The following is a 15,369-nucleotide window of genomic DNA, read 5'->3' on the forward strand; positions in this document are numbered from 1 at the left end:
CCTTCCCCCTTCCCCCTTCCCCCTACGCCGTCACCCGCAGCAGCAGCACCGAGCGGGCCGGCACCGTGATCTCCGTACCGCCGTCCAGGACCGTGCCGGGAGCCTCGGCCTGCTCCTCCCGCGAGGTGTCCAGGACCAGTGCGTAGCGGGTCGCCCACGGCGCTCCCGGCAGGGCGAAGGACGTCGGCTCCGCGCCCGCGTGCAGGACCGTCAGGAAGCTGTCGTCGGTGACCGGCTCGCCCCGCGCGTCCCGCCCCGGGATGTCCCGCCCGGAGAGGTAGAGGCCGAGCGTGGCGGCGGGGGCGTACCAGTCGCCCTCCGTCATCTCCCGGCCGTCCCGGGTGAACCACGCCAGGTCCCGGAGCCCGTCCGGGGCCTGCGCCCGGCCGGAGAAGAACGCGCGCCGCCGCAGCACCGGATGGGTCCGGCGCAGTGTCAGCACCCGGGCCGTCAGCTCGGTCAGCTCCCGCCACTCCGGCTGCTCCAGCAGCGACCAGTCCACCCAGCCGGTCTCGTTGTCCTGGCAGTAGGCGTTGTTGTTGCCGCCCTGCGTCCGGCCCATCTCGTCGCCCGCCACCAGCATCGGTACCCCGGTGGACAGCAGCAGGGTGGTCAGCAGATTGCGGAGCTGACGGCGGCGCAGCGCGTTGATCCCCGGGTCGTCGCTCTCGCCCTCCGCCCCGCAGTTCCACGCCCGGTTGTCGCTCGTCCCGTCCCGGTTGCCCTCCCCGTTCGCCTCGTTGTGCTTCTGCTCGTAGCTGACCAGGTCGCGCAGGGTGAAACCGTCGTGCGCGGTGACGAAGTTGACCGAGGCGTACGGGCGGCGGCCGCCCCAGGCGTACAGGTCGCTGGAACCGGTCAGCCGGTAGCCGAGATCCCGTACGTCGGGGAGCGCGCCGCGCCAGAAGTCGCGCACCGCGTCACGGTAGCGGTCGTTCCACTCGGTCCACAGGGGAGGGAACGCCCCGACCTGGTAGCCGCCGTTGCCGACGTCCCACGGCTCGGCGATGAGCTTGACCCGGCGCAGCACCGGGTCCTGGGCGATCACCGCGAGGAACGGGGAGAGCATGTCCACGTCGTGCATCGAGCGGGCCAGTGCCGCCGCCAGGTCGAAGCGGAAGCCGTCGACGCCCATCTCGGTGACCCAGTAGCGCAGCGAGTCGGTGATGAGCCGCAGCACCTGGGGCTGCACCACGTGCAGGGTGTTGCCGCAGCCGGTGTAGTCGGCGTAGCGGCGCGGGTCCTCCCTCAGCCGGTAGTAGCCCCGGTTGTCGATGCCGCGCAGCGACAGCATGGGGCCCAGTTCGCCCGCCTCCGCGGTGTGGTTGTAGACGACGTCGAGGATCACCTCGATCCCGGCCTCGTGCAGCGCGTGGACCATGCGCTTGAACTCGCCGACCTGCTGGCCCGCCGTCCCGGAGGCGGAGTAGTCGGCGTGCGGGGCGAAGTAGCCGATGGAGTTGTAGCCCCAGTGGTTGCGCAGCCCGCGCCGCAGCAGGTGGTCCTCGTGGGCGAACTGGTGCACCGGGAGCAGTTCGACGGCGCTCACCCCGAGCCGGGTCAGGTGCTCGATCGCGGCCGGGTGCGCGAGACCCGCGTACGTGCCGCGCAGCTCGGGCGGGATGTCCGGGTGCAGCCTGGTGAAGCCCCGCACGTGCAGCTCGTAGATGACGGAGTCCGCCCACGGGGTCTTGGGCCGCCGGTCCTCCACCCAGTCGTCGTCGTCGCGGACGACGACGCCCTTGGGTACGAAGGGCGCCGAGTCCCGGTCGTCCCGCACGGTGTCGGCCACATGCTGGTCCGGCCAGTCCCGTACGTGCCCGTAGACCTCGGGCGGCAGGGTGAAGGTCCCGTCGACCGCACGGGCGTACGGGTCCAGCAGCAGCTTCGCCGCGTTCCAGCGGGCCCCGGTCCACGGGTCCCAGCGGCCGTGCACCCGGTAGCCGTAACGCTGACCGGGCCGCACCCCGGGGACGAAGCCGTGCCAGATCTCATGGGTCAGCTCGGTCAGCGGGCAGCGGGTCTCCGTGCCCCGCTCGTCGAACAGACACAGCTCGACCGCCTCGGCCCCGCCCGCCCACAGGGCGAAATTGGTCCCCGCCACCCCGTCCGGGCCGACCCGGAAGCGGGCCCCCAGCGGCATCGGGGCCCCGGGCCAGACGGCGGGGGCCGCCGCTTCCACCCGGGCGTCCCCGGCGCGGTGGTGCTCCGAGACCTCCGTCCGGGCGCCGGCCACCGCGTCCGGATCCTGTACTGCCTCCTGCTCGGCTGCGCTGGACACCGTGTCGCCTCCCGCGGCTCGTGGGACGGGCACCTACGAGCGGCGCGCGGCGTCCCGGCCGCGGCCCTGTTCAGGTAGTCCTCCCCTCTGTTCTGCCCACCGGACGGCCCGCACTCACGTTTCCCCCGACCGGCCCCGGTCGTTGGGGGGAGCGTGAACCACACAGCGAAGAGCGCACGGGCCGGCTCGGCCGCCGTGCTGACATGGGCAGGACTGCTGACCGTGCTGGCCCTTCTGACCGGCTGCACCGACGCCCGGGACGCGGTGTTCAACGGGAAGGCGCGATCCTCCGGCGACGCGATCAGCGTCTTCCCCGAGGACGGCGCGAAGGACGTCGACGAGGAGACCCGCGTCGCGGTGAAGGTCCCCGACGGGCGGCTGGAGAGCGTGAAGGTCAGGCGGATCGAGGACGCGCGGCAGCAGACGGTGGCCGGGCGCATCACCGACGACGGGAGGTCCTGGAAGCCGGAGCCCGCCGCGGGGCGGCTCGCCCTCGCCGCGAAGTACAGCATCGACGCGGTGGCCGTGGACGGGGCGGGCCGCCGCTCCGCCCGGCACTCCACGTTCACCACGCTCGTCCCCGAGCACCGCTTCATCGGGTACTTCAAACCGGAGAACCGTTCCACCGTCGGCACCGGCATGATCGTCTCCTTCTCCTTCAACCGCCCGATCGCCGACCGGGCCGCGGTGGAGAAGGCCATCCGGGTGACGTCCGATCCGGTGGTGGAGGTCGCCGGTCACTGGTTCGGCAAGGACCGGCTCGACTTCCGCCCCAAGGCGTACTGGAAGCCCGGCACCGAGGTCACCGTCGACATCGGGCTGCGCGACGTCGAGGGCGCCCCGGGGGTCTACGGAAGCCAGGACAAGACCGTTGTCTTCACGGTCGGCCGCTCCCAGGTCTCCCGGGTCGACGCGGAGGAGAAGACCATGGAGGTGCGCCGGGACGGAGAGCTCGTGGACACGATCCCGATCACCGCGGGGGCCCCGAAGACGACTACGTACAACGGGAAGATGGTCGTCACCGAGATGCACGAGGTGACCCGGATGAACGGGGCCACGGTCGGCTTCACGGACAAGAAGGGCAAGGGCGAGTACGACATCAAGGACGTGCCGCACGCGATTCGGCTCACCGAGTCCGGCACCTTCCTGCACGGCAACTACTGGGCCGACGACTCCGTCTTCGGTGAGGAGAACGTCAGCCACGGCTGCGTCGGACTGCGCGACGCCAAGGGCGGCAGCGGCTCCACGCCCGGCGGCTGGTTCTTCGACCGGACCCTCATCGGCGACGTGGTCGAGGTGGTCAACTCCCGGGACAAGAAGGTCGCACCGGACAACGGACTCAGCGGCTGGAACCTCGGCTGGAAGAAGTGGAAGGCCGGCTCCGCCCTGCGGTGAGGCCCCGGGCCCGTGTCCCCCGCACCTCCGCACCTCCGCACCTCCGCGCCCCCCGCCCCTCCTCCCGGCCCCCGCGCCACCTGCGCGGCTCCCCGGACCACTGGTACGGAACGGTGACATTCCGGAGGGAGTTCACCCCGCTCGCGATGTGATTATCTTGCGGCGGCGCGCATGTTCGGCGCGCGGGGGTGCGGGCCACGGCGGGAGCCGGGCCCTGCGAGGGGAGACGACCACAGTGAACGGGCAGCCGATATCGGGGGCATCGGCCGGGGCGAGCGGGGAGCGGCGCGGCGGAACGGGGCTCCTGGCCCTGGTTCTGGGCGCACTGCTGTTGCTGGTGACGGCGTGCGGCGGCGGCGACGCCGGCGCGGGGGACAAGAAGGGGCCGGCGGGCAGCGCGAAGAAGGAGGACACGACCGCCTCGCAGGCGGTGGTGACCATCGCGCCCAAGGACGGCGCGGAGTCCGTGGCGACCAGCGGTGCGCTGAAGATCGGCGCCACGCAGGGCAAGCTGACCACGGTGAAGGTCTCCGACCCCAAGGGCAACGAGGTCGAGGGCGAGATCGCGGCCGACGGCGCGAGCTGGACGCCCGAACGGCACCTCGCCGCCGCCACGAAGTACGCGGTGCACGCGGTGGCGAAGGACGCGGAGGGACGTGAGTCGGCGAAGGACACCACCTTCACCACGCTCGTCCCGGCGAACACCTTCATCGGGCACTACACGCCGGAGGACGGCTCCACCGTCGGGGTCGGCATGCCGGTCTCCATCAACTTCACCCGGGGCATCACCGACCCCGACGCGGTGGAGCGGGCGATCAAGGTGACGGCCGAGCCGGCCGTCGAGATCGAGGGTCACTGGTTCGGGAACGACCGTCTCGACTTCCGCCCGGAGAAGTACTGGGCGGCGGGCACCAAGGTGACCGTCGACCTCAACCTCGACGGCGTCGAGGGCCGGCCGGGCGTCTACGGCAAGCAGGCCAAGAAGGTGTCGTTCACCATCGGCCGCAGCCAGGTCTCCACCGTCGACGCGAGCGCGAAGCGGATGAAGGTGGTCCGCGACGGCAAGCAGATCAAGGACATCCCGATCTCCGCCGGCGCACCGGCGACGACCACGTACAACGGTCAGATGGTCATCAGCGAGAAGCTGAAGGTGACCCGGATGAACGGCGACACCGTGGGCTTCGGTGGCGAGTACGACATCAAGGACGTGCCGCACGCCATGCGGCTGTCCACGTCGGGCACCTTCCTGCACGGAAACTACTGGGGCGCGTCCTCCATCTTCGGCAACTCCAACACCAGCCACGGCTGTGTCGGTCTGCGGGATGTGCGCGGCGGCTACGACAACCAGACGCCCGCGGCCTGGTTCTACAACAAGTCGCTGATCGGTGACGTGGTCATCGTGAAGAACTCGCACGACAAGACGATCCAGCCGGACAACGGCCTCAACGGCTGGAACATGGACTGGGAGGAGTGGAAGAAGTAGGACCTCTTCCCTCCCCGACCGACCCCGCGGGCCCGGTGCTGTGACCAACGGCACCGGGCCCGCGGGCGTTAGCAGTGGTTAACCTGCCTCCATGACTGTGACCCTCGAAGTACGCGACGGCGTCGGCACGATCCTCCTGGACCGGCCACCCATGAACGCCCTGGACGTGGCGGTCCAGGACCGGCTGCGGGAGCTGGCCGAGGAGGCGACCCGGCGCGAGGACGTGCGGTCGGTGATCCTCTACGGCGGCGAGAAGGTGTTCGCGGCGGGCGCGGACATCAAGGAGATGCAGGCGATGGACCACACGGCGATGGTCCTGAGGTCCAAGGGCCTCCAGGACGCCTTCACCGCCGTCGCCCGCATCCCCAAGCCGGTCGTCGCCGCCGTCACCGGCTACGCGCTCGGCGGCGGCTGTGAGCTGGCGCTCTGCGCCGACTTCCGGATCGCCGCGGACAACGCCAAGCTCGGGCAGCCGGAGATCCTCCTCGGGCTGATCCCGGGCGCGGGCGGCACCCAGCGGCTCGCCCGGCTGATCGGCCCCTCCCGGGCCAAGGACCTCATCTTCACCGGCCGCATGGTCAAGGCGGAGGAGGCGCTGACGCTGGGGCTGGTCGACCGGGTGGTCCCGGCCGCCGAGGTCTACGAGCAGGCGCACGCCTGGGCCGCCGCGCTGGCCAAGGGGCCCGCGCTGGCGCTGCGCGCGGCCAAGGAAGCGGTGGACGCCGGGCTGGAGACGGACCTCGACACCGGGCTCACCATCGAGCGGAACTGGTTCTCCGGCCTGTTCGCCACGGAGGACCGCGAGCGGGGCATGCGCAGCTTCGTCGAGGAGGGTCCGGGCAAGGCCACCTTCCGCTGACGGGTAGTCGGAACGGGTGGCCCGGTAGTCGGGTCGGACGGTTCCGCGCGGGGAGTTCATCCGTCAGAGCGGATTATCGGGACCTTAAGGCAACCTTAAGGCCCGGTAGCGTCTCCGGCCGGGCAGTCCTCCTCGGGCTGGGCATCGTCGCAGCTCAGCAGGGCCGTCCGGGGAGCTGTCCTGCCAGAGGCATATGTCAAAAGCCTTCCGTGGGACGGGTTGTTCCGGGGTGCGGATTCCCCCGGAACGGCCCCGGAGGGCGATCCGTGCGGCCATGATGGTGGGCATGGCGGGCTTGGAGGGTGTGGATCAGCCGCGACCGCGCAGCGGCGCGACCGCGGCACGCTGGACGTCGACCATGGATGACGAACAGGCGTTCAAGGCGCTGGAGTTGTTCGGAAATCCGACCGAGGGGGAGGTCCGGCTGCCGTCCCGCCCGGAGTCGGCGGCGACGGCGCGGCGCATCACCTCCTGCGTCGTCCTCCGCCAGTGGGCGCTCTCGCCCCAGACCGCCGAGTACGCGGTGCTCCTCGTCTCCGAACTCGTGGGCAACGCGGTGCGCCACACCGGGGCCCGGGTCTTCGGGTTACGGATGGTCCGCCGCCGGGGCTGGATCCGCGTCGAGGTGCGCGACCCCTCGCGCGGACTGCCGTGTCTGATGCCGGTGCGCGAGATGGACGTCAGTGGGCGGGGGCTCATGCTCGTCGACAAGCTCTCCGACCGCTGGGGTGTGGATCTGCTGCCGCGCGGCAAGACCACCTGGTTCGAGATGCGCATCTCCGACCGCTGACCGGCCACCCCGCCCTCCCCGCTCCGCCCCTGGCGCTCCGCCCTTCCCGCCCCGGATACGCAGAAGCCCCCGGTCGGCCGTGGTGCGGCGCTGCGGGGGGCTTCTGTCGGGGGCCGTGGAATGGGGGGTGTGTCCACGGCCGCTCATGACGACCTGTGCCCGGGTCAATGGGGGTCGTGGCTCCGACTATGGCAGACGGGCGACCCCGGCGCCAAAGCGACTTGTCGGGATATACATGGAACAAGCGGGCATTCGCCGGTTGAATCGTAGGTGTGCTCGGTCACTCGCCTGGCATTCAATGCATCCTTATGGCGCTGCTTGAATGATTCATTGATCATCTGGTGAATTGCCCAATCACCCTATTTCGCCCAGTCCGCCCCTACTGTGTCCCGGGAACCGGTGGAACCCGTGGAACGCGAGGTGGTCGGGCATGGACGGACACAGGGCCCCGATGGGCCGCCGGAACGCGCTGGGAGCCGGGGCCGGGGCGCTGGCCGCCGCCCTCGCCGCAGGGTGTGCCCGGACCGACGGAGCGGGCGGAGCCGGTGGGCCCGCGGCCGTCACCCGCCCACCCGGCACGGCGCCCACCACCACCGCCTCCGGCACCCCGGGCCCCACCGCCACCGTGACTCCGTCCCCCGCCGCCTCCCGGGCCGCCGCCCCCGCTCCGCGCGGCTTCCCCGGGCTGCCCTTCCGGATCGCGCACGGTCCCCGCGACCGGCCCCGCGTCGCCCTCACCTTCGACGGGCGGGGCGATCCGGACCTCGCCCGCGCCGCACTCGCCCGGTGCGAACAGGCCGGGGCACACGTCACGGTGCTCGCGGTCGGCGCCTGGCTCGCCGACCACCCCGGCCTGGCCCGCCGGATCCTCGACGGGGGCCACGAGATCGGCAACCACACCGAGCACCACCTCGACCTCGCCTCCCTGGACGAGCGCGCGGCGTACGAGGAGATCGCCGCGTGCGCCCGGCGGCTGCGCCGGCTCACCGGGTCCATCGGCACCTGGTTCCGCCCCTCGCCCACCACGTACGCCTCCCCGCTCCTCCAGCGCCTCGCCCAGCGGGCCGGCTACCCCCATGTCCTCGGCTGCGACGTGGAGTCGCTCGACCACGCGGCCACCCGCGTCGCCGCCGTCACCCGGAAGGTCGCGGGGGAGCTGCGCAACGGTTCGGTGGTGGAGCTGAGCCTCGGCCGCCCGGTCACCGTCGACGCGCTGCCGCTGCTTCTCGCCGAGATCGGCCGCCGCGGGCTGCGCGCGGTGACGGCCACCGAGCTGCTGGGCCGACCGGCCGCCGATGTCACCCGGACGGCCCGATAATCTGACCCCTGACATTCGGCATCACGAAGGGGCGGAACAGTGGCGGACATCGAGTCGGCGCGGACGGCATTCGAGCGGTTCGACAGGGACGGCGACGGGCTCATCACGGCCAACGAGTACAAGAGTGCGATGGCCCAGTTGGGCGACCCCTTCGTCACCGAGACGGTGGCGCAGGCGATCATCAACTCCCACGACGCCAACGGTGACGGCATGCTCACCTTCGACGAGTTCTGGGCCTCGCAGAACAAGGCCTGAGCCACTGAGCAAGGCCTGATCCGCCTCGGCGGCCGGTCCCGCGCCGTCGGGGTCCGGCCGCCGCCGGTTCGTGCCCTTGTCCACCGGCGAGGACCGGGCCGTGACGTTCTCCGGCCCCCTCCCGGCCCGACCGCGCTAGCGGGCCTCGCGGCGGCCTGTGCGGTACGGCTTCCAGCCGCGCAACTCGTCGTCGCGCGGGGCCAGGACCAGCTCCGGCGCCCCCGGGCCGAAGACCGTCACGGGCCGCCGCGCGTCCCAGGACGGCCACCCCGGGTCCCCGCAGGTCGCGAAGTCGACCCACGCCCGGTGCATCGCGTCCGCCAGTTCCTGCGGGGCGTCGGGGCCGGTCAGGGCCATCGTGTCGGGGTGGGCGAGCGTGTCGAAGACGAAACCCAGCTCCAGCGCGTGACAGGCGCCCAGCCGCTGTACGGGGGTGGGCCAGCCGAACTCGTACACGTACGTGGCACCCGGCGCCTGCGTCCGGGCATCGGCCAGCCGGTTGAGCGGGACCCGCAGCAGCAGGTCCGTCGCGAGCGCGCCGAGGATCTCGCCGGGGGTGGCGTCCGGGCGGTTGGCGCGGTAGGTGCGGGCCGTGGCGTTCGGCACCTTGAACTTCAGCAGGGCGAGGCGGAGCCGCGGCTCGCTGATCTTCTCGGTGAGGCCGCCGGGTACGAACCAGAGCCGGTACTCCTCGGTGTTCGCGCCCAGCAGCAGGTCGATCCCGGCGGACGCGCCCGCGTGCAGCGCCTCCACGGGGTCGTGGGGCAGCAGTTCGCCGTCCACGACCACCTGGAAGGAGCTGCGGCCGGTCAGCGGGTTCCCGCCGCTGGTGACCTCTGTCTGCGCGGTCAGCAGCGCCTCGGGGTCCACGGCGGCCAGCGCGGCGGCCGTCGCGGGCACCCCGAGCCGCTTCGCGATCAGCTCGGTCGTCCCGCGTGCGGCGGCGGGCGGCAGCGCGGCGGGCGCCCCGCTCTGGAGCACCGCACGCCGCAGCAGCTGTNAGATGTGTATAAGAGACAGCCCCGAGCCGCTTCGCGATCAGCTCGGTCGTCCCGCGTGCGGCGGCGGGCGGCAGCGCGGCGGGCGCCCCGCTCTGGAGCACCGCACGCCGCAGCAGCCCCGCCGACCGGGGCGAGGCCAGCAGGGCGGCGACGCTGACCGCCCCCGCCGACTCCCCGGCCACCGTCACCCGGTCCGGGTCACCGCCGAACGCCGCGATGTTGTCGCGCACCCACTCCAGGGCGGCCAGCTGGTCCAGGAGCCCCCGGTTGGCGGGCGCGTCCGGGAAGACCCCGAAGCCCTCGACGCCCAGGCGGTAGTTGACCGAGACGAGGACCACCCCGTCCCGGGCGAACGCGGACCCGTCGTACACCGGCACCGCCGAGGAGCCGTGTACCAGCGAACCCCCGTGGACCCACACGAGCACCGGGAGCCCGGCCGCACCCGGCTCCGGCGAGGGCGTCCACACGTTGAGGTTCAGGCAGGCGTCGCCCGGCACCGCCGGATCCGGCAGCAGCCGGTCCAGCGGCGGGGCGTAGGGCCGCTTGGGGGCCGTCGGGCCGAACGCCACGGCCTCGCGCACCCCCGTCCAGGGCGCGGGAGCCCCGGGCGCGCGGAACCTCGCCGCGCCCACCGGCGGAGCCGCGTACGGGATGCCGCGGAAGACCGCGACGCCCCGCTCCACCGCACCGCGCACGGTGCCGTGCACGGTCCTCACCAGCGGGGGAGTCCCCGCCACGATGTCGGACATGGCGCGTGCCAACCCCTCTCGCGGTGCGGTGGTCCGGGCGGCTACTTCAGGTAGACCAGCCCGTCCGTGGTCAGCGCCGGGCGGCCCTTGGTGCCGACGACCACGATCTTGACCGTGTGCTTGGCGCTGGAGGACCAGGACTTCGTCCAGATGGCCTGCCGGTACTTCGTGGCGGAGGACTTCAGGTCCACCGTGGCGGCCTTCTTCCCGTCGACGTAGACGTATGCCTGCCCCGAAGTGGCGGCCCGCGACACCACCCACGCGGCTGACCGGCCGGTGAACGTCCAGGTCAGACTGGCGCTCTTGGTGCTGCTGGAGTACGACTTGCCGCCCAGGTAGCTGCCGGAGGACTTCGTGGTCCACTTCCCGCTCTTCTTGGCGGCGGACTCCTGGAGGATCACCGGGGTGCGGGTGACCGAGGCGGCGGCCGTGTTGCCCGCGCGGTCGTACGCCGTCATCTTCCAGGTGGTCGCCTTGCCGGGCTTGGCGGTGTGCGAGGCGCTGACCGTGGTCGGGCCGTACGTCTTGGCGACGGGGGCGGTGAGCCGGACCTCCTTGAGGGAGGCGGCGTCGGTGGCCTTCCACTTCAGGGTGAGCGGGACGGCGGTGGAGTTCACCGTGCCGGTGCGCAGGGTGAGGGCCGGCTTGGTGGAGAAGACCGGCGCCGCGATGTCGGCGACCACGGTCGCGACCGGGGAGAGGGAGGTCTTCCCCGACTGGTGGGTGGCCCGGACCTGCACGGAGTGCTTCCCGGCGGCGAGGGTGGCCGGGGCCGAGGTGACATTGCCCTTGACGGCGGCCACCGGCTTTCCGTCGACGAGCAGTTCGTAACCCTTGACGAGGGAGGAGGGCGTGGTCGCCTTCCAGCCGACGGTGATCTTCGACCGGGTGTAGTACGTGGAACCGGGGGCGTTCGCACCGGTCACCGAGGTGATGGTGAGCCCGGTGACGGGGCCGGCGGCCAGGGAGCGGATGGCGGGGAGCTGTTGGTACAGGGAGAGGCCGGGGCACTCGGTGGCGAACCCGTCCCGGTGCCCGGAGATCCGGGGGAAGGCGTACTGCTGTCCGGCGACGAACTGCTTGTGGGCCAGGTTCTTGCCGTTCGCCCCGGCGGTGAGCTGGACGGAACCGGCCGGGTCGCCCTTGTACTGGCCGAGCTTCCACGCGGAGACACGGGCGACCGAGGTGGTCGCGGCGGTCGCGGCCTTGGTGTCGGTGTACATGCCGATCACGGCGATGCCGGTGGTGTCCCGGTTGAACCCGTAGGTGTGCGCTCCCATCACGGGCCGGTCCACACCGCCCTTGCGGCCCTCGAAGACCGTGCCGCACTTGTCGACGATGAAGTTGTAGCCGAGGTCCTTCCAGCCGTTCGACTTCACGTGGTACGTGTGCAGACCGCGCACGATGGCCGCGGAGTCGGCGCAGGAGTACGCGTTCGTCTGCGCCGTGTGGTGGACGAAGACGGCCTTGACCTGGTCGAGGTAGTCGGGCGACTCGCCGTTGAGCGACTCGTCCGCCTTCCAGACCGCCCGGGAGACGATCGGCGGCTGCGGAGCGGTGGACGGCGGCGCGGGCGGGAGCGTCGGCGACGGTGAGCCGGTGGGCGTCGTCGGCGACGCGGACGGCGTCGGGGTTTCGGTGCTCGGGCTCGGCGTGGGGCTCGGCGGCGCCGGGGTCTCGGTGGTCGGGGTGGGCGACGGCTCGTCCGTGGGCTCCTCGACCGGCTCCTCCGCGGGCGGGGTGACCGGCGGCTCCTGACCGGGCGTGGGTTCCTCGGAGGGGGTCTCCTCCACGGCGAACGCGGCCGGTTCGGCGGCGAGCGGGGCGGGGTCGCCGCCCGGGTCGACGGTGTCGAGCCGCAGCCCCTCGGGCAGCCCGGCCCGGACGCCGTCACCGGCCCTGACGCGGACCTCGACGCCGTTGGAGGGGCCCACCCAGCGGGGTTCGGTGGTGCCGCGGACGCCGGACCGGCCGGTCTCGGTGCGCCCGTCGATCTCGGTGTCCAAGGGCAGCCAGCCGGTCCATTCGCCGGTGGCGGCGGACCGGGTACGGGCCTCGACGCTCCCCGTCACCCGGGCGGCGGGATCGGTCCAGGTGACGCCGAGCAGACTGAACGGTTCGGTGTCGCGCCGCGCGAGCGACGCGGAGCCGCCGTCGGCCGAGGTCTTCAGCGCGGTCCTGTGCACATCGGCCTTCACCGGGGCGGACTTGGCGTCCGCCGCCCGCCCGTCGCGGTCGGCTTCGGAGGTGCCGGTCACGCCCTGGAACACCAGGACACCTGCCACGGCCGCGGTGGTGACGGCGGCCGTGGTCCACATTCTTCGTTGAGCTCTCACGTGTGATTCCCCGGGGACGACGCTGGCTGGAGGGCAGGGCATTCCGGCCGGTCAGTCGCTGACCGGGGGCACGGCGTTTCCGCCGGCCCGGCCGGTGGGGCGACCCGGGACATGCTTGCGGGCCTCAGTCTTCCATGCGACCGGACCGGACATCACCCCACCCGCCCGGTCCGGCGCCTACGTTCGGGAACGGTTCGGGACCGGTTCGGGAACGTTCGGCCGGTCACGACGGCCCGGGGATCGGCCCTCCCGGCCCGGGGGCACGGGAGAGCCGATTCCCCGGCCTCGGAGCCGCCGCGGGGGCGGTCGTGGCCGGGCGGGTCGTTCAGGCGGCGAAGTGCTGGGACAGCGAGTCCCGTTCGTCCAGCTCCACCAGATCCGGGCGGGTGTAGCGCTCGGCGCGCGCGTGGTAGTCGAAGTCGCCCCGTACGAGTCCCCGGTAGTCCTTCACACACCGCTCCAGTGCCGCCCGGGTCGGGCCGCCGATGCCCGCCGCCTCGATTTCCTCGATCAGTTCCTTTTCCGCCCGCTGCACCCGCTCGGCAATCCGGGCCAGTTGGATACCGGCCTCGTCGACCGCCTCCTGGAGGGCGCAACCCCGGTCGCGCTGAATCAGCCGTACGGCGTTGTGCTCGTAGCCGAGAGCGGCTTCCTTCTCGAAGGAGCAGATGTCGTTGCAGAGCCCGGAATGATCGGTGACCGCGTTCCGCAGGGCGATATAAGCGGGCAGGCTCCGGGCGGAATCCGGGAGGTCGATTCCGGCGGTGATCTCGTGCAGGCAGAGAAAGGGCTGCATGGCGACCGAATCCCGCCGGTGTTTGGCGAATTCGGCCCGGCTCGGCACCTGCCCGGCGGCGCGCTCGACGGCCTCGGCGTAGTACGTCCACAGCCAGGCGGCGGTGTCCCGCCGGAACTGCCGGTTCCACTGCGGCGACCGCCCGCGGCAGGTGCGGTCCCGCAGCCCGGCGAGCGCCCGCTCCATCGGCCCGTTCGGCGCGGCGCCGTCGAGGACGTCCACCAGACGGGTGATCGCCGTCTCGCACATCAGCGGATCGCGCCCGGCCGGGCCGTCGTCGAACTCGTCGTCCACCAGGAAGGCCCAGAAGAGCCATTGACAGAACAGGTCGAGATGCTCCTGCGTGGCCTGCGGGAAGATGAGGGAGATCCATAGTTCCGGGCGGGTCCGGATCATTTTCTTCCGGGCCGGTACGGATAGGTCGAGCCCTTCGGCTTCGGCCCATTCCCAGGCGGCCGCACGGGTTTCCGCCAGGCCTGGATTGCATCCAGCACTCTGGAACGGCATGTGAAACGCAGGTAACGTGATCTGGCTCATTGCTGCCCCTCGTCTGATGATTACGGGCGGACGATATGAACGACGCGTTCCGGATGATCGGGCAGGGGACGGGCCCGCCGGCAGGCGTCGGCCGAGAGCCCGGAGGCCGGGCGGCGGGACGACGTACGAGGTGGGAGGGTCATCGCTGTCCTCCTTCCTCCGCCGGGCGCCGGGGCGCCGGGGCAGGGTCGGCGAGCCGGTGGGCGGGCGCGTCACCTTGGGTGATGCCCAGTCAACCCCGGGCGAGGGCGTGGAGGGAAGCCATTTGTGACCGAAAATGTTTGATCGTCAATAACTCTCTGATCGCTACAGGGTAGTTGGTGAACTCGCGGGGCCCTCGGCGTGGCGGTGACCGGAGGGGGCCGGGCGTGTCGAGTGAAGGGCGGAGTGACGGTTTCCGGCTCGGGCGCGCCTGCTCAGGTGCGCTTGAAGAACTCGATCTCGCCGACCGCGATCGGCCGCCCCTCGCCCTGGCCGGTCGCCTCCCGCAGCACCAGCCGGACGGAGACGACGTCGCTGATGCCCAACCGTGTCTCCTGCTTGCCGGGCTTGTCGTTGAAGGTCACCGTCTTCTTGTGCACCTTGTCGTCCTTCGTGGTGACGATCAGCTCCGCCCGGGTCGGCCGCGCGCCCCGCCGGAACTCCTGCGGCTCCTTCGACACACCGGTGTGCACCACGACGCCGACCAGCCGGAACGGAGTCCCGAACGAAGAGGTCAGCGACGCGCCGAGCGCTGGGGCGCCCCAGTACTTGTTCGTCAGGCTGTCGATCGCCGCGCTCGCCGGATGACCGGGAGCCGAGGCGCTGGCGGTCACCCCGGTGGGGCTGATCTCCGCCGTGCCGCCGAGCTTGTCCCGTACGTCCTCGAAGACGTAGCGCCCCAGCGGGAAGAACAGGAAGCCCGCGACCAGCAGTCCGGCCACGACCAGGACCAGCAGCGTCCGCCGCAGCGCCCGGCCCGAGCCCCCGCGCACCCGGCGGCGGAACGGCCACACGGTGCGCCACCACGGCAGGGCGGCGGGCTGTTCCCGGGTCCGGAGCGGAGCGGCGCACCGGCGGCAGAACTGCCGCCCGGGGAGGTTCGGCGTGCCGCAGGCCGGACACGGCGGACCGTCCGGCGTCTCGTCCGCCGCCACCGGCCGCACGACGGGCCGCCGGGCCACGGGCTTGGCCGGCCGCACGGCCCCGACCGGTTCGTTCTCCTCGTCCACCTCGGACGCACTCCTGGAAGCCGGTGCGGAGAGCGGGATTCCGGGGCGTACGGGGGCGGGAGCGGGCCGCACCGGAGGCACGGGCGGCGTCGCCGGTACGGGGTTCGCCGGGGGCGCGGTGGGCTGCGGCGGCACGGGGGCGGGCGCGGGGGGCTCGGGGCGTTCCGGGGCCGCCGGTTCGGGGCGCGGCGGCTGTTCGCGCCGCTCCGGGGCGTCGGGGGCGGGGCGAGCCGGTGGGCCGGACCGCTCCGAAGGCGAAGGCGAAGGCGAAGGCGAAGGCGGAGGCGCGGGCGCTGGCGTGGGCGCTGGCGTGGGCGAAGACGAGGGCGCGGGGGTGGGCGCGGGCGCGGGGGTGGGA

10 protein-coding genes and 1 pseudogene are annotated in these 15,369 nt (G+C 72.4%); 6 read left to right on the top strand and 5 right to left on the bottom strand.

All coding sequences use genetic code 11. The features are described from left to right. Positions 1 to 22: 22 nt before the first annotated feature. Positions 23 to 2,281, bottom strand: a complete 2,259-nt coding sequence (gene glgX, locus CR470_RS26895; protein WP_097870113.1) for a glycogen debranching protein GlgX — start codon at positions 2,279 to 2,281, stop codon at positions 23 to 25. A 153-nt stretch (positions 2,282 to 2,434) separates the two neighbouring features. On the opposite strand from glgX, the gene CR470_RS26900 reads away from it, so the two are divergent. From CR470_RS26900 to CR470_RS26925, 6 genes are all read left to right on the top strand, one after another. Further along, the gene (locus tag CR470_RS26900) at positions 2,435 to 3,676 is read left to right on the top strand and encodes a L,D-transpeptidase (protein ID WP_097870114.1); all 1,242 of its coding nucleotides are present in this window, start codon (positions 2,435 to 2,437) and stop codon (positions 3,674 to 3,676) included. Positions 3,677 to 3,911: 235 nt separating this feature from the next. Then, positions 3,912 to 5,159 (top strand): L,D-transpeptidase, encoded by a 1,248-nt coding sequence (locus tag CR470_RS26905; RefSeq protein WP_097870115.1) that lies wholly within the window; start codon positions 3,912 to 3,914, stop codon positions 5,157 to 5,159. A 91-nt stretch (positions 5,160 to 5,250) separates the two neighbouring features. Next, positions 5,251 to 6,018 (top strand): enoyl-CoA hydratase/isomerase family protein, encoded by a 768-nt coding sequence (locus tag CR470_RS26910; RefSeq protein WP_097870116.1) that lies wholly within the window; start codon positions 5,251 to 5,253, stop codon positions 6,016 to 6,018. Between the two features lie 274 nt (positions 6,019 to 6,292). Then, the gene (locus CR470_RS26915; RefSeq protein ID WP_097870117.1) at positions 6,293 to 6,808 is read left to right on the top strand and encodes an ATP-binding protein; all 516 of its coding nucleotides are present in this window, start codon (positions 6,293 to 6,295) and stop codon (positions 6,806 to 6,808) included. A gap of 430 nt (positions 6,809 to 7,238) precedes the next feature. Next, complete coding sequence (locus CR470_RS26920; RefSeq protein ID WP_097870118.1) at positions 7,239 to 8,126, top strand: polysaccharide deacetylase family protein; 888 nt, start codon at positions 7,239 to 7,241, stop codon at positions 8,124 to 8,126. A 39-nt stretch (positions 8,127 to 8,165) separates the two neighbouring features. Next, positions 8,166 to 8,381 (top strand): EF-hand domain-containing protein, encoded by a 216-nt coding sequence (locus CR470_RS26925; RefSeq protein ID WP_097870119.1) that lies wholly within the window; start codon positions 8,166 to 8,168, stop codon positions 8,379 to 8,381. Positions 8,382 to 8,516: 135 nt separating this feature from the next. On the opposite strand, the pseudogene CR470_RS41370 reads toward CR470_RS26925, so the two are convergent. From CR470_RS41370 to CR470_RS26950, 4 genes and pseudogenes are all read right to left on the bottom strand, one after another. Beyond that, positions 8,517 to 10,131, bottom strand: a pseudogene (locus CR470_RS41370) (carboxylesterase/lipase family protein). A gap of 41 nt (positions 10,132 to 10,172) precedes the next feature. After that, on the bottom strand, positions 10,173 to 12,449 hold the full coding sequence (locus CR470_RS26940; protein ID WP_257138928.1) for a peptidoglycan recognition protein family protein: 2,277 nt from the start codon (positions 12,447 to 12,449) through the stop codon (positions 10,173 to 10,175). A 343-nt stretch (positions 12,450 to 12,792) separates the two neighbouring features. After that, the gene (locus CR470_RS26945) at positions 12,793 to 13,659 is read right to left on the bottom strand and encodes a terpene synthase family protein (RefSeq protein WP_441350781.1); all 867 of its coding nucleotides are present in this window, start codon (positions 13,657 to 13,659) and stop codon (positions 12,793 to 12,795) included. A 557-nt stretch (positions 13,660 to 14,216) separates the two neighbouring features. Beyond that, a complete protein-coding gene (locus CR470_RS26950) occupies positions 14,217 to 15,011 on the bottom strand; it encodes a zinc ribbon domain-containing protein (RefSeq protein ID WP_257138929.1) in 795 nt (264 codons plus the stop codon). Between the last annotated feature and the right edge of the window lie 358 nt (positions 15,012 to 15,369).

It is taken from the genome of Streptomyces sp. rh34 (assembly GCF_002551245.1).
Lineage (GTDB): Bacteria > Actinomycetota > Actinomycetes > Streptomycetales > Streptomycetaceae > Streptomyces.

Coding starts and splice junctions, on each gene's coding strand:
- CR470_RS26920 (WP_097870118.1), top strand. CDS start 7,239: ATGGACGGACACAGGGCCCCGATGGGCCGCCGGAACGCGCTGGGAGCC.
- CR470_RS26910 (WP_097870116.1), top strand. CDS start 5,251: ATGACTGTGACCCTCGAAGTACGCGACGGCGTCGGCACGATCCTCCTG.
- CR470_RS26915 (WP_097870117.1), top strand. CDS start 6,293: ATGATGGTGGGCATGGCGGGCTTGGAGGGTGTGGATCAGCCGCGACCG.
- CR470_RS26945 (WP_441350781.1), bottom strand. CDS start 13,659: ATGATCCGGACCCGCCCGGAACTATGGATCTCCCTCATCTTCCCGCAG.
- CR470_RS26940 (WP_257138928.1), bottom strand. CDS start 12,449: ATGTGGACCACGGCCGCCGTCACCACCGCGGCCGTGGCAGGTGTCCTG.